Here is a 19,819-nt window from a genome sequence, read left to right on the forward strand (position 1 = left end):
GGCAGTTCTGGTTAGCACCGGTAAATCGGGCAGTGCAATTAATTGGCCACTCTTCTGGAAACATCTTGAATCAATAAGCACAGCGGTTCAGCTGAGCGGAGCTGTCATCAATGCTGGGGAATCAGCCCCGGGATTGGGGAAATCCGGGCACAAAAAAACCGCTGCCCCCGAAGGAGCAGCGGTTTTTTGAAGGACTGCGTTAAGGCTTAGTAGCCCAGTGCGAAGTCTTCTTCTTTCATGTCCATCAGGTTGTTGGCGCCCGACAGCATGGTGGCCACGTGCGTACGGGTACGCGGCAGGATGCGCTGGAAGTAGAAGCGCGCGGTTTGCAGCTTGGCGGTGTAGAACGCCTCGTCGGTGGTGCCGGCAGCCAGTTTTTCAGCAGCCAGACGCGCCATGTCAGCCCAGAAGTAGGCCAGGCAGGCGTAACCGGAGTACATCAGGTAGTCCACGGAGGCCGCGCCGACTTCTTCGCGATCTTTCATGGCGGCCATACCGACCTTCATGGTCAGCTCGCCCCACTCTTTGTTCAGTGCAGCCAACGGTGCGACGAATTCTTTAACGGCTTCGTTGCCTTCGTTGTTCTGGCAGAACTTGTGGACGATCTTGGTGAAGCCTTTCAGGGCCTCGCCTTGAGTCATCAACACTTTACGGCCCAGCAGGTCGAGTGCCTGGATGCCGGTGGTGCCTTCGTACAGCATCGAGATGCGGCTGTCGCGAACGTTCTGCTCCATGCCCCACTCGGCGATGAAGCCGTGGCCGCCGTAGATCTGTACGCCGTGGTTGGCGGATTCGAAACCGACTTCGGTCATGAACGCTTTGGCGATCGGAGTCATGAAGGCCAGCAGTGCGTCGGCTTTCTTCTTTTCTTCTTCGTCCACGCCGTATTTGACGATGTCGACCTGCTTGGCGGTGAAGTACACCATCGCACGGTTGCCTTCGGCGAATGCTTTCATGGTCAACAGCATGCGGCGTACGTCTGGGTGAACGATGATCGGGTCAGCGGCCTTGTCCGGCGCTTTCGGGCCAGTCAGGGAACGCATTTGCAGGCGATCGCGAGCGTACTTCAGGCCGCCCTGGAAGCCGATTTCGGCGTGGGCCAGACCTTGCAGCGCGGTACCCAGACGTGCGGTGTTCATGAAGGTGAACATGCAGTTCAGGCCTTTGTTCGCCGGGCCGATCAGGAAACCGGTCGCGCCGTCGAAGTTCATCACGCAGGTCGCGTTGCCGTGGATGCCCATCTTGTGTTCGATCGAACCGCAGGTCACGGCGTTGCGTGCACCAACAGTACCGTCAGCGTTTGGCATGAACTTCGGAACGATGAACAGGGAAATGCCTTTGGTGCCGGCCGGTGCGTCCGGCAGGCGGGCCAGCACGATGTGGACGATGTTGTCGGCCATGTCGTGTTCACCGGCCGAGATGAAGATCTTGGTGCCGGAAACTTTGTAGGAACCGTCGGCCTGAGGTTCGGCCTTGGTGCGCAGCATGCCCAGGTCGGTGCCGCAGTGCGGCTCGGTCAGGCACATGGTGCCGGTCCACTCACCGGAGACCAGTTTGGTCAGATAGGCTTCTTGTTGTTCTGGGGTGCCGTGCTCGGAGATGGTGTTCATCGCGCCGTGCGACAGGCCTGGGTACATGCCCCAGGACCAGTTGGCTTCGCCGACCATTTCGCTGACTGCCAGACCCAGCGACTCAGGCAGGCCCTGACCGCCGTGCTCGACGTCATGGGCCAGGCTTGGCCAGCCGCCTTCGACGAATTGCTTGTAGGCCTCTTTGAAGCCGGTCGGGGTTTTCACGCCGGACTCGCTCCAGGTGCAGCCTTCGGTGTCACCCACGCGGTTCAGCGGTGCCAGCACCTGCTCACAAAACTTGGCGCCCTCTTCGAGAATGGCGTCAACCATGTCCGGCGTTGCTTCTGCACACGCTGGAAGGCTCTGATAGTGCGCTTCGTAGCCGAGCAGTTCGTCACGAACGAAGCGAATATCACGCAAGGGGGCCTTGTAGTCAGGCATAGCGATAAACCTCTGCTGATGTAACCGGGAATGAACGACCGCGTTGATTTGTTGTGACGGTCAAACAGTTGTTTGAAACATACGTTTACGCCGAAATCTTGTCAAGCGTCGTTCTTTTGCCATTCGTCATCACATTTTCCGAACGCCGGACACAGCAACACGACATACGCCCGACCGAGCCATGTGCACTGAAAAAAGATTAGTTGAGGGAGAAGGACTTACAACGAAAAACGCCGCGAACAGTCGCGGCGTCTGGCAAAGCGCAGATCAAAAAATCAGGCGAAGGTATCGATGATCGTACCGAGCATTTCATCGGAAGCCTTGGCGACTTTCACGCCCAGTTCCGCCTGAAACTTGCCTTGAGCCATCTCGACCATGTTGCTTGCCAGATCCGATTGCTGGGCGCGATCCACGGAACGCAGACGATCGACCTGTACTTCCGAAGATTGGCTGGTGACCGAACGCTCGATGGTGCTGCTGGCAATCTGGCTGGCGGCCTGATCGACGCGGTTCTGCCCGGTCTGAATGGTACTCAGACCTGCATAAAAAGCTGTGTTTCCGGAGATTTCCATGGGAGCTCTCATCCTTGGGAGGGATCAATGGGTGCCATTGAACCAGAGGCATCAGAAAAACACCCGTCAAAAACACTAATGGCACAGTGCCTTGTCATAGCCAAAATCAGTCGAGCAGATCCAGTTGCAAGTGATCGGCGACCGCTTCGGCGCTGACCGCCTTCAGCTTCGGCACCCGGCCCAGGCACGGCGCCGGAATCCGCTCGGCCAGTGTCGCCAGGTTTTCCTCCAGCCGCGACGTCTTCGGATCAATGATATTCGCCACCCATCCCGCCAGTTGCAGCCCGTCCCGGGCAATCGCCTCGGCCGTCAGCAACGCATGGCTGATGCAACCCAGACGCACGCCGACCACCAGAATCACAGGCAGCTTCAGCGCAATCGCCAGATCCGACAGATTGTCCTGATCCGCCAACGGCACCCGCCAGCCGCCCGCGCCTTCGATCAGCGTGAAGTCGGCATTCATGGCCAGAATCTCGCGCATCGGCGCCAGCAACGATTGCACGGTCAGCGCCACACCCGCCTCGCGCGCTGCCAGATGCGGCGCGATCGCCGGCTCGAACGCCACCGGGTTGACCTGTTGATACGTCAGCGGCAACGAGCATTCGGCCTGCAACGCCAGCGCATCGGAATTGCGCAAACCTCTGGGCGTCACCACACAACCGGACGCCACCGGTTTGCCCGCCGCCGTACTCAGCCCCGCCGACCGCGCAGCGTGCAGCAACCCGGCGGCGACGGTGGTCTTGCCAACGTCAGTGTCGGTTCCGGTGATGAAATAGGCTGCGCTCATAAGGGTTTCTCCAACACGGCGTAGACCACCTGATAAGTCGCCGGCAAGCCCTGCGGCTGACGGAACTGCTCATAGGCTTCGACCAGCCCCAGAATCCGCGCCCGACCGGTCAATCCGCCCGGCCGGCCGGGGTTCAGGTTATGCGCACCCAGGGCCTTGAGTTCATGGGTCAGGCTGCGCACATCCGGGTAATGCAGCACATGCGGCCGGTTCTCCAGACAAACACTGCGCAAACCACTGGCCGCGCACAATTGCTCGTAGCGGGCGAACTCGCGGAAGCGGTTGACGTGCACCAGACCATCGACCTGACGCCAGCTGTCGCGCAATTCGTACAGCGTCCCTGCACAAAGACTAGCAAACGCGAAAATCCCCCCCGGTTTCAGCACCCGAAACGCTTCGCCGAGCACAGCTTCAAAGTCCGCGCACCACTGCACGGCGAGGCTGGAGAAGATCAGATCACACGTAGAATCCTGCAACGGTAAACGTTCGGCATCGCCAGCAATGAAGTGCGTGGCCCCGCCCAACGGCCGCGCGTGATTGAGCATGCCCTCAGCGATATCCAGCGCCAGCCCCTCACCAAATCGCTCGGCCAGTGCCCGAGTGAAATACCCGGTGCCGCAACCCAGATCCAGCCAGCGTGCCGGCCGAAAATCCGCCGGCAAGCGATTCATCAACTGCGTACCGACATCACGCTGCAACTCGGCGACGCTGTCATAGCTGGCCGCTGCACGAGAAAAAGAAGCCGCGACCTGGCGCTTGTCAGGCAAGCCGCCGGGCAACGCCGCAACAGACAAATCAGTCATCACCGCACTCACTTAAAAACGCCTGGATCGCACCCGCTACACCGTGGGGATCTTCCAGAAGAAACGCATGGCTGGCCTGCTCGATCAGACCGACCTCGACATCTGCCAGCAACGCGAACAGCTCACCCGCGGCCTCCGCCGGCACCAACCCGTCCAGCCCGCCGAACAGATGCAATTGCGGGCCACGAAACGCCTGCAAGGCTTCGCGCGTATCGATCTGCGCCAACAATTCCAGACCGGCCATCAACGCGGCCGGCGAGGTATTCGGCGCGCCGCCGAGCAACAGCCGCGACAAGCCGCGCGCGTCTTGCGCGCCCTGGGCGCACAGCAGAGAGAATCGTTTGAGGGTCGTGCGCGGATCGACGCTGCAGCCGGCCAGAAACGCATCGAAGGTCTCGCCGGGCATCGCGCTCGGCCACTGTTCATGGGCGACAAACGAAGGATTGCTCGCCAGGGTCAGCAAGCCGCAGCAATGTTCGCCACGCCGCGCCGCCAGCTCGGACGCGAGCATGCCTCCCAGTGACCAGCCACCGAGCCAGGTATCTTCGGAGATGCGCTCATCGAGCTCGTCGAGCCAGTCTTGCAGATCGCTGGAGTCCAGCTCCGGCAACGGCTCGATGTCGACCTGCAGGTGTTCGTCGAGTCCGCGCAACGCAGCGACCAGCGGCTCCAGCGGCGAAACGCCGAGGCCCCAACCCGGTAGCAGAATCAGGCGATCACGCATGGCTTGGCTCCGACTTGAGTTGCGCAAAGCAATCGGCCAGTCCTTCTAACAATAGCTGCACCTGCGCCTCGCTGTGGGCAGCGGTCAGCGTCACCCGCAACCGCGCGCTGCCGGCAGGCACGGTCGGCGGGCGGATCGCGGTGACCATCAGCCCACGCTCGCGCAGCATCTGCGACAGACGCACAGCGCGACCGGCATCGCCGATCAGGATCGGCTGAATCGGCGTGAAGCTGTCCATCAGTTCCAGACCTATCTGCTCGGCGCCATAGCGGAACTGGCGGATCAGCGTTTGCAGATGCTCTCGACGCCAGTGCTCGCTGCGCAGCAGTTCGAGGCTCTTCAAGGTCGCGCAGGCCAGCGCCGGCGGCTGGCTGGTGGTGTAGATGTACGGACGGGCGAACTGGATAAGGCTTTCGATCAGCTCCTCACTGCCGGCGACGAACGCACCCGCCGTACCGAACGCTTTGCCGAGCGTGCCGACCAGCACCGGCACATCCTCCTGGCTCAAACCGAAATGCTCGACGATTCCGCCACCGTTTGTCCCCAGCGGACCGAAACCGTGAGCGTCGTCAACCATCAGCCACGCACCTTTGGCCTTGGTTTCCCGGGCCAGCGCCGGCAGATCGGCGAGGTCGCCGTCCATGCTGAACACGCCGTCAGTGACCACCAGCGTATTGCCGGTGGCTTTCTCCAGACGCTTGGCGAGGCTGTCGGCGTCGTTGTGCAGATAACGATTGAAGCGCGCGCCGGACAACAATCCGGCATCCAGCAAAGACGCATGGTTGAGCCGGTCTTCCAGCACCGTATCGCCCTGCCCGACCAATGCGGTGACCGCGCCAAGGTTGGCCATGTAACCGGTGGTGAACAACAGCGCACGCGGCCGTCCGGTGAGATCCGCCAAAGCCTCTTCAAGCGCGTGATGCGGGCCGCTGTGGCCGATCACCAGATGCGAGGCACCGCCGCCGACGCCCCACTTCGACGCACCGGCGCGCCAGGCTTCGATCACTTGCGGATGATTGGCCAGGCCCAGGTAATCGTTGTTGCAGAACGCCAGCAACGGCTGACCGTCGACCACCACTTGCGGCCCTTGTGGGCTTTCAAGCAGCGGTCGCTGGCGATAGAGATTGTCGGCACGACGGGCAGCAAGGCGTGCGGCGAGATCGAAAGACATGCAAGCCTCGAACAGTCAAATCACATGAATCAGGATGGACACCGACCTTGTGGGAGCTGGCTTGCCAGCGATGGCGGCGCCACATTCAACATCAGTGTCGACTGTCAGTCCGCTATCGCTGGCAAGCCAGCTCCCACAGGGGAGTGTTCCTTCAGCAAATCGGGGCGAGTTTCAGACCGCCGCGTTGTAGAACTGCTCGCTGCTCTTCTGCTCCACCAGCGCCTGCTCGATGGCGGCCTGGTGGACTTCGTCGGCATGCTCTTCGCGGGCTTCCGGCTGAATGCCCAGACGTGCGAACAGCTGCATGTCCTTGTCGGCCTGCGGGTTGGCGGTGGTCAGCAGTTTGTCGCCGTAGAAGATCGAGTTGGCGCCGGCGAAGAACGCCAGGGCCTGCATCTGCTCGTTCATCGCTTCGCGGCCGGCAGACAGGCGCACGTGGGATTGCGGCATGAGGATGCGCGCCACGGCGAGCATGCGGATGAAGTCGAACGGATCGACGTCGTCGGCATTTTCCAGCGGCGTACCGGCGACTTTCACCAGCATGTTGATCGGCACCGACTCCGGATGCTCCGGCAGGTTGGCCAGCTGGATCAGCAGGTTGGCGCGGTCATCGAGGGACTCGCCCATGCCGAGGATGCCGCCGGAGCAGATCTTCATCCCCGCGTCGCGCACGTAGGCCAGGGTCTGCAGACGCTCGGCATAGGTGCGGGTGGTGATGATGCTGCCGTAGAACTCCGGCGAGGTGTCGAGGTTGTGGTTGTAGTAGTCGAGCCCGGCCTTGGCCAGCGCTTCGGTCTGATCCTGATCGAGACGACCGAGGGTCATGCAGGTTTCCAGGCCCATGGCCTTCACGCCTTCGACCATCTTCAGCACGTACGGCATGTCCTTGGCCGACGGGTGCTTCCACGCCGCGCCCATGCAGAAACGGGTCGAACCGATGGCCTTGGCGCGGGCAGCCTCTTCGAGGACCTTCTGCACTTCCATCAGCTTTTCTTTTTCCAGCCCGGTGTTGTAGTGACCGGACTGCGGACAATATTTGCAATCTTCCGGGCAGGCACCGGTCTTGATCGACAGCAGGGTGGAAACCTGGACGCGGTTGGCGTCGAAATGCGCGCGGTGCACCGTCTGCGCCTGGAACAGCAAGTCGTTGAATGGCTGAACGAAGAGTGCTTTGACTTCGGCCAAAGTCCAGTCGTGACGCAGGGTGGCAGTGGTGCTGGCGCTCATGGGCGTTTCCTTGGTTATGCTTGGCTGGCGCCTGGGGAAACGGAATACCCACAGGCACGACACGGATGTTCGGCATATTTAAGGAAGACCCATGCGCTGTCAACCACACTACGAAAGGCCGGTTTACATCTGGTTAAAAAACAAACAGAACTGTTTATTGTGCGATGAACCGGCAGACGCGCAAATCCCGATCTGCACCGCCTGCGAAACCGATCTGCCGTGGCTGGGCGATCAATGCCTGACCTGCGCCCTGCCCTTGCCCACTGGCGGCCTGACCTGTGGGGGCTGCCTGAACGATCCACCGGCCTTTGAACAGGTGGCCGTGCCATGGACTTACAGCTTTCCGGTGGACACGTTAATCACCCGTTTCAAGCACAACGCCAAATGGCCACTTGGCCACTTGCTCGCCGACGTTCTCGGCGAGTTCCTGCAACATCGCTTCGAAGAAGACCTGCCTCGCCCGGACGCCTTGCTGCCGGTTCCACTTGCACCGAAACGCCTGCGCCAGCGCGGCTTCAATCAAGTGGCGATGCTGGCGCAGTGGCTGGGCAAGGCACTCGACCTGCCTTGCGAGGAACACAGTCTTTTGCGCGTGCAGGATACCGACGCCCAGCAGGCCCTCAGCGCCAAGGCGCGTAAACGCAATCTGCGTCACGCCTTCGCCTTGAGCCCCGATGCAAAGATGAAAGGCCGGCACCTGGCCCTTGTCGACGACGTGCTGACCACCGGCGCCACCGCTCAGGCACTGGCCCGTTTGCTGATGGACGCCGGCGCCGCGCGGGTGGATGTGTACTGCCTGGCCCGCACGCCAAAACCCGGCGACGCGGCTTGACGGATACGTCCCGAGCCGCCAACGTCCTCCCTCAACCCTTCAGCACAAAGCGTCCGCCATGTCCCTGCCCACCCTGTTGTCCCAGCACATCGTCCGCCGTCCGCAGCGCATCGCCTTGCTGCAACACATCGCCGAACAGGGTTCGATCACCCGCGCCGCAAAAAGCGCCGGTCTGAGTTACAAGGCGGCGTGGGATGCCATCGATGAGCTGAACAACCTCGCGCAAAAGCCTCTGGTCGAGCGCGCGGTCGGCGGCAAGGGTGGCGGTGGCGCCAAACTGTCGAGCGAAGGCGAGCGAGTGCTGCGCCTCTATCAAAAGCTGCAAGCCTTGCAGGCTCAAGTACTGGAAGCAGCCGAGGACGCCAGCGATCTGGACCTGCTCGGTCGGCTGATGCTCAGGACCAGCGCGCGCAATCAACTGCACGGCAAAGTCGTGCTGATCGAAGGTCAGGGCCGCAACGACCTGATCCGCCTCGAACTCGCCGAAGGTCTGTCGATCGACGCGCAGATCACCCACGACAGCACCGTGCATCTGGAGCTGCAACCGGGCACCGAAGTGGTGGCGCTGATCAAGGCCGGCTGGCTCGAATTGCTCGCGCCAGAGGCCACGCCTGCCGTCGGCCACAACCTTTTGAGCGGCCGGATCGAGGCGATTCTCGACGCCGAGGACGGCCCGAGCGAAGTGCGCATCGCCCTGCCCAATGGCCAGACCCTGTGTGCGCTGGCCGAACCGCTGGACTTGCGCACCCGAGGCCTGACGGTCGAGCAACCGTTGCAAGTGCAGTTTTCTCCGTCCAATGTGCTGCTCGGAACACCGCTCTAAACAGCGCTGCAACGAAAGCGTCATCGACCCGCATTAAGGTGGCTGCCAAAACCATGCAGGGAGCCTGATGTGAGCCTATTAGAAGAAAACCAATCCACAGACCTGGAAAAAATAGTCGGCCTGAGCCGTCGCGGTTTCATCAGCGCCGGCGCGCTGTGCGGCGCGGCGATGTTCCTCGGCGGCAACCTGCTGAGCCGCAGCGTACTGGCCGCCAGTGTCAGCGCCGGCAACAGCCGTCTGCTCGGCTTCGACAGCATTCCGGCGGCCACCACCGACACCATCAGCCTGCCCAAGGGCTACAAGTCGTCGGTGCTGATCAGCTGGGGCCAGCCGCTGCAAAAGAACGGCCCGGCCTTCGACCCGAGCGGCAACGGCACAGCGGCTGCGCAGGAAGTGCAGTTTGGCGACAACAACGACGGGATGAGCCTGTTTGAATTCCCGGGCGAGAAAAACCGTGCGTTGATGGCGATCAACAACGAATACACCAACTACCGCTACCTCTATCCGCACGGCGGCATGCCGCAATCGGCCGAGGACGTGCGCAAGGCCCTGGCCTGCGAAGGCGTGTCGGTGATTGAGGTGCAGCGCAAGAACGGCCAGTGGCAGTTCGTCCAGGGCTCGCGCTACAACCGGCGCATCCACGGCAACACGCCGATCCGCCTCAGCGGCCCGGCTGCCGGCCACGAGCTGATGAAAACCAGCGCCGACAAGCACGGCAAGAAAGTTCTCGGCACCTTCCAGAACTGCGCCAACGGCAAGACGCCGTGGGGCACCTATCTGACCTGCGAAGAAAACTTCACCGACTGCTTCGGCAGCAGCAACGCCCAGCAACAGTTCGACCCGGCGCAGAAACGCTACGGCGTGTCGGCCGCCAGCCGCGAGATCAACTGGCATCCGTTCGATCCGCGCTTCGACATGGCGAAGAACCCGAACGAACTCAACCGTCACGGCTGGGTCGTGGAAATCGATCCGTTCGACCCGCAATCAACCCCGGTCAAACGCACCGCGCTGGGCCGCTTCAAACATGAAAACGCCGCACTGGCCGAGACCGACGACGGTCGCGCCGTGGTGTACATGGGCGACGACGAACGCGGCGAGTTCATCTACAAATTCGTCAGCCGCGACAAGATCAACCACCGCAACGCCAAGGCCAACCGCGACATCCTCGATCACGGCACGCTGTACGTGGCCAAGTTCGATGCCGGCGACGGCAATCCGGATCACCCGAAAGGCCAGGGCCAGTGGATCGAACTGACCCACGGCAAGAACGGCATCGACGCCAGCAGCGGTTTCGCCGATCAGGCCGAAGTGCTGATTCACGCGCGTCTGGCAGCCAGTGTGGTCGGCGCCACGCGCATGGACCGTCCGGAGTGGATTGTGGTCAGCCCGAAAGACGGCCAGGTTTATTGCACCCTGACCAACAACGCCAAACGCGGCGAAGACGGCCAACCGGTGGGCGGCCCGAACCCGCGCGAGAAGAACGTCTACGGTCAGATCCTGCGCTGGCGCACCGACCGCGACGATCACGCGGCGAAGACCTTCGCCTGGGATCTGTTCGTGGTCGCCGGCAACCCGGGCGTCCATGCCGGTACGCCGAAGGGTGGTTCGTCGAATATCACGCCGCAGAACATGTTCAACAGCCCCGACGGCCTCGGTTTCGACAAGGCCGGACGGTTGTGGATTCTCACCGACGGCGACTCGAGCAACGCCGGTGATTTCGCCGGGATGGGCAACAACCAGATGCTCTGCGCCGATCCTGCAACCGGTGAGATTCGCCGGTTCATGGTCGGGCCGATCGGGTGTGAAGTCACCGGGATCAGTTTCTCGCCGGATCAGAAAACCCTGTTCGTCGGGATTCAGCACCCGGGCGAGAACGGCGGTTCGACCTTCCCCGAGCATTTGCCGAACGGCAAGCCACGCTCATCGGTGATGGCGATTACCCGTGAGGATGGCGGGATCGTCGGCGCCTGATCTGACGACGCTCTGATCGTTCCCGTGCGCTGCACGGGAACGATCCCACTCAAGACAGCCCGTCTGCGCTACCATGCTGAGCCGGACGCGGCAGCCTGCTGCGCGCAGGAGTCAGCATGGCCCACCCGTTTGAAACCCTCACCCCAGACCTCGTGCTCGATGCCGTCGAAAGCATCGGCTTCCTGAGCGACGCGCGCATTCTGGCGCTCAACAGTTATGAAAACCGCGTCTATCAGGTCGGCATCGAAGACTCGGAACCGCTGATCGCCAAGTTCTATCGCCCGCAGCGCTGGACCAACGAAGCGATCCTGGAGGAGCACCAGTTCACCTTCGAACTGGCCGACGTCGAGATCCCGGTGGTGGCGCCATTGATCCACAACGGCGAAACCCTGCACGAACACGCCGGTTTTCGTTTCACCCTGTTTCCCCGTCGCGGTGGCCGGGCGCCGGAACCGGGCAATCTCGACCAGTTGTATCGCCTCGGCCAATTGCTCGGGCGCATGCACGCGGTCGGCGGGACCAAACCGTTCGAGCACCGCGAAGCGCTGGCGGTGAAGAACTTCGGCCATGACTCGCTGGCCACTTTGCTGGAAGGCAACTTCATTCCCAAGAGCCTGCTGCCGGCCTACGAGTCCGTCGCCCGCGACCTGCTCAAGCGTGTGGAAGACGTCTACGCCAACACGCCGCACCAGAACATCCGCATGCACGGCGATTGCCACCCCGGCAACATGATGTGCCGCGACGAGATGTTCCACATCGTCGACCTCGACGACTGCCGCATGGGGCCGGCGGTACAGGACATCTGGATGATGCTCGCCGGCGATCGTCAGGATTGTCTCGGGCAGCTGTCGGAGTTGATGGACGGCTACAACGAATTCCATGACTTCGACCCGCGCGAACTGGCGCTGATCGAACCGCTGCGCGCCCTGCGCCTGATGCATTACAGCGCGTGGCTGGCCCGACGCTGGGACGATCCGGCGTTCCCCCGCAGCTTTCCGTGGTTCGGCAGCGAGCGGTATTGGGGCGATCAGGTGCTGGCGTTGCGTGAGCAACTGTCGGCGCTGAACGAAGAGCCGTTGAAGCTTTTCTGACACGACACGTCTATACAACTGCCCGTACAATCGCTGCTTTGTTAGCTGCCTAAGCAAGGATTCTGCATGCAAGCCGCCAACCCGCGTCGCGGGTACATTCTGGGCCTTAGCGCCTACATCATCTGGGGACTGTTCCCGCTCTACTTCAAAGCCATCGCCGAAGTGCCGGCGGTGGAAATCATCATCCACCGGGTGCTGTGGTCGGCGCTGTTCGGCGCGCTGCTGTTGATGGTGTGGAAGCATCCCGGCTGGTGGCAGGAGCTGCGCGACAACCCGAAACGCCTGGCGATTCTTGCACTGAGCGGCACCTTGATCGCGGCCAATTGGCTGACCTACGTCTGGTCGGTGAACAACGGCCGGATGCTGGAAGCGAGCCTCGGTTACTACATCAACCCGCTGGTGAACGTATTGCTTGGCATGCTGCTCCTGGGCGAACGCCTGCGGCGCATGCAGTGGCTGGCGGTCGGTCTGGCGGCGGTCGGCGTTGCGCAGCAGGTCTGGCAGGTCGGCAGTCTGCCGTGGGTGTCGCTGGTGCTGGCGCTGACCTTCGGTTTCTACGGGCTGATCCGCAAGCAGGCGCCGGTCAAGGCGTTGCCGGGGCTGGTGGTGGAAACCTGGATGCTGGTGCCGATCGCCCTTGCGTGGCTGCTGTTCAATCCGACCGCGACCAGTGCTCAGGCCGAGTTCTGGACCACCTCCGAAGCCTGGTGGCTGGTGGCGGCCGGTCCGGTGACGCTGGTGCCGCTGGTCTGCTTCAACGCGGCGGCACGGCACCTGCCCTACACCACCCTCGGATTCCTGCAATACCTGGCGCCGACTTTGGTACTGCTGCAAGCCGTGCTGCTGTTCGGTGAGCACTTGTCGTCCAGCACGCTGATCGCCTTCATGTTTATCTGGGCCGGTCTGGCGGTGTACAGCGTCGATGCGTGGCTGAGCCTGCGCCGGCGCAGCTGATCAAAAAACGCACAAACCTCCGCAGGCCACGGTTCTCGTGGCCTGTATCGTTCCTTCCCAAGGTTATCCACAGCGTGATCCCCGCCGTTTGTGCGCAAGTTACTGAATGCTGGCGGTTTTTTGATCAATCTTCGCCAAGCCACGGCGGACGTGGCTTGGCGGTCAGTCTCTACAGGTTATCCACAGGCAGGTGCACGTTTAAACTGGATAACCCGATCCCTCTTCACAGGTCGGTGCGCAGCACCAATTCCACCATCAAGTCATCGGCCAGGGTTTCCAGGCGCGATTGCAGCACGTCCAGCGACAGGGTCAGCGGCACCGCCAGAATCGCCTCGGCGTGGAACAGCGGTTCGCTGCTCATCGGTGCCGGGCGCACCTCGGTCACCAGCCGCTCCAGGTTTACGCCCTGCTCGCTCAGCAACCGGGTGATGTCACGCACGATGCCCGGACGATCATTGCCCACCAGCTCCATGGCGATCGGCTTCCACGTGCAGGCCTGCTCGATACCGCTTTCGGCCACCAGCACGCGGATGCCCTGTGCCGACAAAGCTTGTAGGGCATCGACTAATTCGTCGTAAGCCTCCGCTGGCACGCCGACCCGCAGGATCCCGGCGAACTGCCCGGCCATGCGTGACATGCGGCTTTCCAGCCAGTTGCCGCCGTGTTCGGCGATACATTGGGCGATGCGCTCGACCTGCCCGGGCTTGTCCGGTGCGAAGACGGTGAGTACGAGGTGATCCATGGCGCAGCCCTCTTGTCATGACTTTTGTTATAGAAAAGCAAGTATAGGCAAGCGTTCGACAGACGCCTCAGACGCTCGAAATCACAAATCGTGTACAACTTTTTATATTTAACTGGAACAATCCATTGGTTTTTTGAGAACATCCCGTTCCGCGCCGTGACCGCAATGCGTCATGGGGTCGCAGAACGACGTAATTAGTCTGATTTTCACAACCGCAACTCATCATGTAGTATGCCGCAGCGCGCACTACATAACGCTGGATCGATGTCTGCCCAAGGCACGTTCGCAACCCTGAAAGCCCCGTCAGCAAGGCCCCCAAGCCGTTGATTGGTCCCAGCCCAGCCGCCAGCGATGGCATGTACTGGTCGAGGGGTTTGTGGTTTAAATGGCCAGAGGCTTCATTGTTAAATTGAAGAGCTGAAAAGCGAAATAGCTGAGCAGAGTGAGGCAAGCAATGACTGAACACGTTCAAGTCGGTGGCCTGCAGGTCGCCAAAGTCCTGTTCGACTTCGTGAACAACGAAGCCATTCCCGGTACCGGCCTCACCGCCGACAAATTCTGGGAAGGTGCCGACAAGGTCATTCACGACCTGGCGCCAAAGAACAAAGCCCTACTCGCCAAACGCGATGACTTCCAGGCTCGTATCGATGGCTGGCACCAGAGCCGTGCCGGTCAGCCGCACGACGCCGTGGCCTATAAAGCCTTCCTGCAAGAGATCGGTTATCTGCTGCCAGAAGCGGCTGATTTCCAGGCAACGACGCAAAATGTCGATGACGAAATCGCCCGTACCGCCGGCCCGCAACTCGTGGTTCCGGTGATGAACGCCCGCTTCGCCCTCAACGCCTCGAACGCCCGCTGGGGTTCGCTGTACGACGCCCTCTACGGCACCGACGCCATCAGCGAAGCCGGCGGCGCGGAAAAAGGCAAAGGCTACAACAAGGTGCGTGGCGACAAAGTCATCGCCTTCGCCCGTGCGTTCCTCGACGAAGCCGCGCCACTGGCGAACGGCTCCCACGTCGATTCCACCGGCTACAAGATCGCTGACGGCAGACTGGTCGTCACCCTCAAGGGCGGCAGCACCAGCGGCCTGCGCAACGATGCACAGCTGATCGGCTTCCAGGGCGACGCCAACGCGCCGATCGCGATCCTGCTGAAAAACAACGGCCTGCATTTCGAAATCCAGATCGACGCCAGCACCCCGGTCGGCCAGACCGATGCCGCCGGCGTCAAAGACATCCTGATGGAAGCGGCGCTGACCACCATCATGGACTGCGAAGACTCCGTCGCTGCCGTCGATGCCGACGACAAGGTTGTGATCTACCGCAACTGGCTCGGCCTGATGAAGGGCGACCTGGCGGAATCCGTATCCAAGGGCGGCCAGACCTTTACCCGCACCATGAACCCGGATCGCACCTACACCAAGGTCGACGGCAGCGAGCTGACCCTGCACGGCCGCTCGCTGTTGTTCGTGCGTAACGTCGGTCACCTGATGACCATCGACGCGATCCTCGACAAGCACGGCAACGAAGTGCCGGAAGGCATCCTCGACGGTCTGGTGACTTGCCTCGCGGCGATGCACAACCTGAACGGCAACACTTCGCGCAAGAACACCCGCACCGGTTCCGTCTACATCGTCAAACCGAAGATGCACGGCCCGGAAGAAGCGGCGTTCACCAACGAGCTGTTCGGTCGCATCGAAGACGTGCTGGGCCTCAAGCGCAACACCCTGAAAGTCGGGATCATGGACGAGGAACGCCGTACCACGGTCAACCTCAAGGCCTGCATCCAGGCGGCCAGCGAGCGCGTGGTGTTCATCAACACCGGTTTCCTCGACCGCACCGGCGACGAAATCCACACCTCCATGGAAGCCGGCCCGATGGTGCGCAAGGCCGACATGAAAGCCGAGAAGTGGATCGGCGCCTACGAGAACTGGAACGTCGATATCGGTCTGAGCACCGGCCTGCAAGGTCGTGCGCAAATCGGTAAAGGCATGTGGGCGATGCCCGACCTGATGGCGGCGATGCTCGAACAGAAAATCGCTCACCCGCTGGCCGGCGCCAACACTGCCTGGGTTCCGTCGCCAACCGCCGCTGCGCTGCACGCGCTGCACTACCACAAGGTCGACGTGTTCGCCCGTCAGGCCGAGCTGGCCAAACGTGCCCGCGCTTCGGTCGATGACATCCTGACCATCCCGCTGGCGGTCAACCCGAACTGGACCCCGGAGCAGATCAAGAACGAACTGGACAACAACGCCCAGGGCATTCTCGGTTACGTGGTGCGCTGGATCGACCAGGGCGTGGGTTGCTCGAAGGTGCCGGACATCAACGACGTCGGCCTGATGGAAGACCGTGCGACGCTGCGTATCTCCAGCCAGCACATCGCCAACTGGTTGCGTCACGGCGTGGTGACCGAAGCGCAAGTGATGGAAAGCCTCAAGCGCATGGCGCCGGTGGTGGACCGTCAGAACGCCAACGACCCGCTGTACCGTCCGCTGGCCCCGAACTTCGACAGCAACATCGCCTTCCAGGCAGCGGTCGAACTGGTGATCGAGGGCACCAAACAACCGAATGGCTACACCGAGCCGGTCCTGCACCGTCGTCGTCGCGAGTTCAAGGCTGCCAACGGCCTGTAACCTGCGCTGATGCCGGACATGAAAAAGCCCTGATCTTTCGATCAGGGCTTTTTTGTTTGCGCCGGATTGGCTAGGACTCGATGCCCAGCTCATGTCTGACGAGACCGAGCAGCTTGGCGGTATCAATCGGCTTGAGCAAAAAATCCACCACGCTCAAATGCATCGCCGCAATCGCATCCTTCACGTCGGCATCGCCGGACACAATGATGATCGGCATCGCCGCCCTGACCGATTCGCGCACCTGGCGGATCAATTCAAGGCCATCGACATTGCCCATGCGCAGGTCTGTGATTACCAGCCCGATCAAAGGTTTTTCCGCGAGCATTTTCAGTGCGGTTTCGCCGCTGGCGGCGGTCATGCAACGAATGCCATCCAACCCGAGAATTTCCGACAACAGCTCCCGGGCGTCCTTGTCGTCATCGACGATCAATACACGCTGCGGTGGCAGATCGGGTTCGAGCATTACAGCGCTGAGCGCTTCCCGCTCGGCGTCGCTCAAAATATCGTGGTCGGACATGGCGTTCTCTACGTTTTCAAAATCGATCCCCTGGCACAGTGGTCAGACATCGCTGGGCAGAGCTTCAATGTGCACTTCGTCGGATTTTTTTCCAAGGGGCGAACCGAAGAATTTCCGACTGATTTTGTAGGGCATATCCGAAAACTACCCAACGGCATGCCCAACCTAGACTTACGTCCAATGGGCACCCCGCGCGATGGGGCCGACCATGGCTGCAACGATCCGACAACAACAATTCGAAAAAGACTGCGGTAATGGTTATGAGTAAAGCGGACGCCTTCACCCAGGCAGGGAAAACCGCGGTGTTGCAGAACATTCAGGGCACTTTGCAATTCCTCCAGCGCTTCCCCCCTTTCAATCAAATGGAACACGCCCACCTGGCCTATCTGGTGGAGCAATGCCAGCTGCGCTTCTACGGTCAGGGCGAGAGCATCATCAAACCCGCCGACGGGCCGGTCGAACACTTCTACATCGTCAAGCAGGGCCGGGTGGTCGGCGAACGTCCACACACGGCCAAGGGCGGCACCGAAACCACCTTTGAAATCACCACTGGCGAGTGTTTTCCCCTTGCCGCGCTGCTCGGCGAACGGGCAACCCGGACCGAGCATCTGGCCGGTGAAGACACCTTCTGTCTGCAACTGAACAAACTGGCGTTCATCAAGCTGTTTGCTCTCTCCAACACCTTCCGCGACTTCGCCCTGCGCGGGGTCAGCAGCCTGCTCGATCAGGTCAACCAGCAAGTCCAGCAAAAAGCCGTGGAAACCCTCGGCACCCAGTATTCGCTGAACACCCGTCTCGGCGAATTGGCCATGCGCCATCCGGTGACCTGCAGCTCTTCCACCCCACTGCGCGAAGCGGTGAAGCTGATGCACGAACAACAGGTCGGCAGCATCGTCGCGGTGGACGAACACAAGGCGCCGCTGGGGATTTTCACCCTGCGCGACCTGCGGCATGTAGTGGCTGAAGGGGTTGGCGATTTCAGCGAGCCGATCGAACGTCACATGACCCGCTCGCCGTTCTATCTGTCGCCGGATCACAGCGCCTTCGACGCGGCGATCGCCATGACCGAACGGCACATCGCCCACGTGTGTCTGGTCAAGGATCGACGCCTGTGCGGCGTGGTTTCCGAGCGGGATCTGTTCTCGCTGCAACGGGTCGATCTGGTGCATTTGGCGCGCACCATCCGCAGCGCCCAGCGGGTCGAACAACTGGTGACCCTGCGCGGCGAGATCGGTCAACTGGTGGAGCGCATGCTCGCTCACGGCGCCTCGTCGACCCAGATCACCCACATCATCACCCTGCTTAACGATCACACAGTGTGCCGGGTGATCGAACTGACCCTCGCCGAAAAAGGCGATCCTGGTGTGCCATTCAGCTGGCTGTGCTTCGGCAGCGAAGGCCGGCGCGAGCAGACGCTGCACACCGATCAGGACAACGGCATTCTGTTCGACGCGCGGGATGCGGCCCACGCGGCGGAGATTCGCGGCAAGCTGCTGCCCATCGCCCAGCAGATCAATAACAGTCTGGCGCAATGCGGCTTCACCCTGTGCAAGGGCAACGTCATGGCCGGCAATCCGCAGCTGTGCCTGTCCCGCGCCGAATGGGCCCGACGCTTTGCCGCGTTCATTCGCGAGGCGACGCCGGAGAACCTGTTGGGCTCAAGCATCTATTTCGACCTGCGCGTGGTCTGGGGTGATGAACAGGGCTGCGAGCAATTGCGCCGCGGGATTCTCGATCAGGTCGGCGACAACCGGCTGTTCCAGCGGATGATGGCCGAGAACGCCTTGCGCAACCGTCCGCCGGTTGGCCGTTTCCGTGAGTTCGTGCTCACGAAAAAGAACGGCGAGAAAGCCACGCTGGACCTGAAAATCCAGGGGCTGACGCCGTTTGTCGACGGCGCGCGTCTGCTCGCGCTGGCCCATGGCATCGATGCCAACAACACCCTCGAACGCTTCCGCCAGCTTGTGGATAAAGACGTCATCGACCGCCTGGATGGCGCCGCGTACGAAGAGGCTTATCACTTCATCCAGCAGACGCGCATGCAACAGCATCAACTGCAGACCCGGGAAAACCTGCCGTACTCGAACCGGGTCGATCCCGACAGCCTCAATCATCTGGACCGGCGCATCCTGCGTGAATCCCTGCGCCAGGCCCAGCGCCTGCAAAGCAGCCTGACCCTGCGGTATCAGCTATGAGCCTGTTTTCGTGGCTGCGTCCGGCCAGTCCCGTCGTGCCGGACGATCTGCAACAGCGCCTGGCGAAACTGCCGGCCATCGGTGAGCTGCGTGAATGCAGCCTCCGCGAACAGCGTTGGGTGGTACTGGATCTGGAAACCACCGGGCTGAACCTGAACAAGGATCGGGTGCTGTCGATTGGTGCGGTGGCGATCGAGGACGGTGCGATCGACTTCAGTCAGCAGTTCGAACGCACCCTGCAATGTCACGAGTTGAAACTCGGTCCGAGCGTGTTGATTCACGGCTTGGCCCCGAGCGCGATTGCCGCCGGCAGCGAGCCCACGGAAGCGCTGGTCGAGCTGCTGGAGTTTATCGGCGACAGTCCGGTGCTGGCGTTTCACGCTTCGTTCGACCAGCACATGCTCGGCCGCGCACTGAAGGAACATCTCGGGCACAAGTTGCAGACGGTGTTTCTCGATGTGGCGCAGATCGCCCCGCTGGTTTGCCCGCAGGCGCACATTCGCGAAGCGGGGCTGGACGAGTGGATCGACTGGTTCAAGCTCGAAGTGTTCGAACGCCACCACGCGAGCGCCGATGCTCTGGCCACGGCGGAACTGGCGCTGATCCTGTTCAGCCGGGCACGCCAGCAGCAGATCCAGAGCCCGCTGAATCTGCAGCAACGCTTGAGTCAGTGGAAACGCCGCCAGCAGACGCATTCGTTCTGAATCCGGGTTGTCGCCCGACAACCCGACCGGTGGCCAATTGCTAACCATTCCCACCTCTGCCA

17 protein-coding genes are annotated in these 19,819 nt (G+C 61.6%); 8 read left to right on the forward strand and 9 right to left on the reverse strand.

Annotation, left to right across the window (positions count from 1 at the left end; all coding sequences use genetic code 11):
• Positions 1-206 precede the first annotated feature (206 nt).
• The 7 genes from AC07XZ_RS00365 to bioB form a co-directional block, all read right to left on the reverse strand.
• Positions 207-2,012, reverse strand: coding sequence for a phenylacyl-CoA dehydrogenase (locus tag AC07XZ_RS00365; RefSeq protein WP_102685701.1), 1,806 nt, complete (start codon positions 2,010-2,012; stop codon positions 207-209).
• 275 nt (positions 2,013-2,287) lie between these two features.
• Positions 2,288-2,584, reverse strand: coding sequence for a hypothetical protein (locus AC07XZ_RS00370; protein WP_007959856.1), 297 nt, complete (start codon positions 2,582-2,584; stop codon positions 2,288-2,290).
• A 106-nt stretch (positions 2,585-2,690) separates the two neighbouring features.
• Positions 2,691-3,371, reverse strand: coding sequence for a dethiobiotin synthase (gene bioD / locus AC07XZ_RS00375; RefSeq protein ID WP_007959854.1), 681 nt, complete (start codon positions 3,369-3,371; stop codon positions 2,691-2,693).
• Complete coding sequence (gene bioC / locus AC07XZ_RS00380) at positions 3,368-4,174, reverse strand: malonyl-ACP O-methyltransferase BioC (protein WP_102685702.1); 807 nt, start codon at positions 4,172-4,174, stop codon at positions 3,368-3,370. Before bioC ends, bioD begins: the two co-directional genes overlap by 4 nt.
• The gene (locus tag AC07XZ_RS00385) at positions 4,167-4,898 is read right to left on the reverse strand and encodes an alpha/beta fold hydrolase (protein ID WP_102685703.1); all 732 of its coding nucleotides are present in this window, start codon (positions 4,896-4,898) and stop codon (positions 4,167-4,169) included. The genes bioC and AC07XZ_RS00385 overlap by 8 nt, the downstream gene beginning before the upstream one ends.
• Complete coding sequence (gene bioF, locus AC07XZ_RS00390; RefSeq protein ID WP_102685704.1) at positions 4,891-6,069, reverse strand: 8-amino-7-oxononanoate synthase; 1,179 nt, start codon at positions 6,067-6,069, stop codon at positions 4,891-4,893. Before bioF ends, AC07XZ_RS00385 begins: the two co-directional genes overlap by 8 nt.
• Before the next feature lie 171 nt (positions 6,070-6,240).
• On the reverse strand, positions 6,241-7,296 hold the full coding sequence (gene bioB / locus AC07XZ_RS00395) for a biotin synthase BioB (RefSeq protein ID WP_011336244.1): 1,056 nt from the start codon (positions 7,294-7,296) through the stop codon (positions 6,241-6,243).
• A gap of 91 nt (positions 7,297-7,387) precedes the next feature.
• Between bioB and AC07XZ_RS00400 the strand changes: the two genes are divergently transcribed.
• The 5 genes from AC07XZ_RS00400 to rarD all read left to right on the forward strand — a co-directional run bounded on the left by AC07XZ_RS00400 (position 7,388) and on the right by rarD (position 12,967).
• Positions 7,388-8,128, forward strand: a complete 741-nt coding sequence (locus AC07XZ_RS00400) for a ComFC family protein (RefSeq protein WP_102685705.1) — start codon at positions 7,388-7,390, stop codon at positions 8,126-8,128.
• A 58-nt stretch (positions 8,129-8,186) separates the two neighbouring features.
• Positions 8,187-8,951 carry a TOBE domain-containing protein gene (locus AC07XZ_RS00405; RefSeq protein WP_102685706.1) on the forward strand — a complete coding sequence of 255 codons (765 nt, stop codon included), beginning with the start codon at positions 8,187-8,189 and terminating at the stop codon, positions 8,949-8,951.
• A 69-nt stretch (positions 8,952-9,020) separates the two neighbouring features.
• On the forward strand, positions 9,021-10,922 hold the full coding sequence (locus AC07XZ_RS00410; protein ID WP_102685707.1) for a PhoX family protein: 1,902 nt from the start codon (positions 9,021-9,023) through the stop codon (positions 10,920-10,922).
• A gap of 116 nt (positions 10,923-11,038) precedes the next feature.
• A complete protein-coding gene (locus AC07XZ_RS00415) occupies positions 11,039-12,013 on the forward strand; it encodes a serine/threonine protein kinase (protein ID WP_102685708.1) in 975 nt (324 codons plus the stop codon).
• Positions 12,014-12,079: 66 nt separating this feature from the next.
• Positions 12,080-12,967 (forward strand): EamA family transporter RarD, encoded by an 888-nt coding sequence (gene rarD, locus AC07XZ_RS00420; protein WP_102685709.1) that lies wholly within the window; start codon positions 12,080-12,082, stop codon positions 12,965-12,967.
• Between the two features lie 223 nt (positions 12,968-13,190).
• Here the strand turns inward: rarD and AC07XZ_RS00425 are convergent, their stop codons facing one another.
• Positions 13,191-13,709 carry a glycine cleavage system transcriptional repressor gene (locus tag AC07XZ_RS00425; protein ID WP_011336250.1) on the reverse strand — a complete coding sequence of 173 codons (519 nt, stop codon included), beginning with the start codon at positions 13,707-13,709 and terminating at the stop codon, positions 13,191-13,193.
• 454 nt (positions 13,710-14,163) lie between these two features.
• Between AC07XZ_RS00425 and AC07XZ_RS00430 the strand changes: the two genes are divergently transcribed.
• Entirely contained in the window at positions 14,164-16,341 is a 2,178-nt protein-coding gene (locus tag AC07XZ_RS00430) for a malate synthase G (RefSeq protein ID WP_102685710.1), read from the forward strand.
• A 70-nt stretch (positions 16,342-16,411) separates the two neighbouring features.
• On the opposite strand, the gene AC07XZ_RS00435 is transcribed toward AC07XZ_RS00430, so the two are convergent.
• The gene (locus AC07XZ_RS00435) at positions 16,412-16,858 is read right to left on the reverse strand and encodes a response regulator (protein ID WP_102685711.1); all 447 of its coding nucleotides are present in this window, start codon (positions 16,856-16,858) and stop codon (positions 16,412-16,414) included.
• 254 nt (positions 16,859-17,112) lie between these two features.
• Between AC07XZ_RS00435 and AC07XZ_RS00440 the strand changes: the two genes are divergently transcribed.
• Positions 17,113-19,053, forward strand: coding sequence for a putative nucleotidyltransferase substrate binding domain-containing protein (locus tag AC07XZ_RS00440; RefSeq protein ID WP_102685712.1), 1,941 nt, complete (start codon positions 17,113-17,115; stop codon positions 19,051-19,053).
• Complete coding sequence (locus tag AC07XZ_RS00445) at positions 19,050-19,757, forward strand: 3'-5' exonuclease (protein ID WP_102685713.1); 708 nt, start codon at positions 19,050-19,052, stop codon at positions 19,755-19,757. Before AC07XZ_RS00440 ends, AC07XZ_RS00445 begins: the two co-directional genes overlap by 4 nt.
• The last annotated feature ends 62 nt before the right edge of the window (positions 19,758-19,819 follow it).

Source organism: Pseudomonas sp. GW458-11-26-14-LB4, assembly GCF_059423925.1.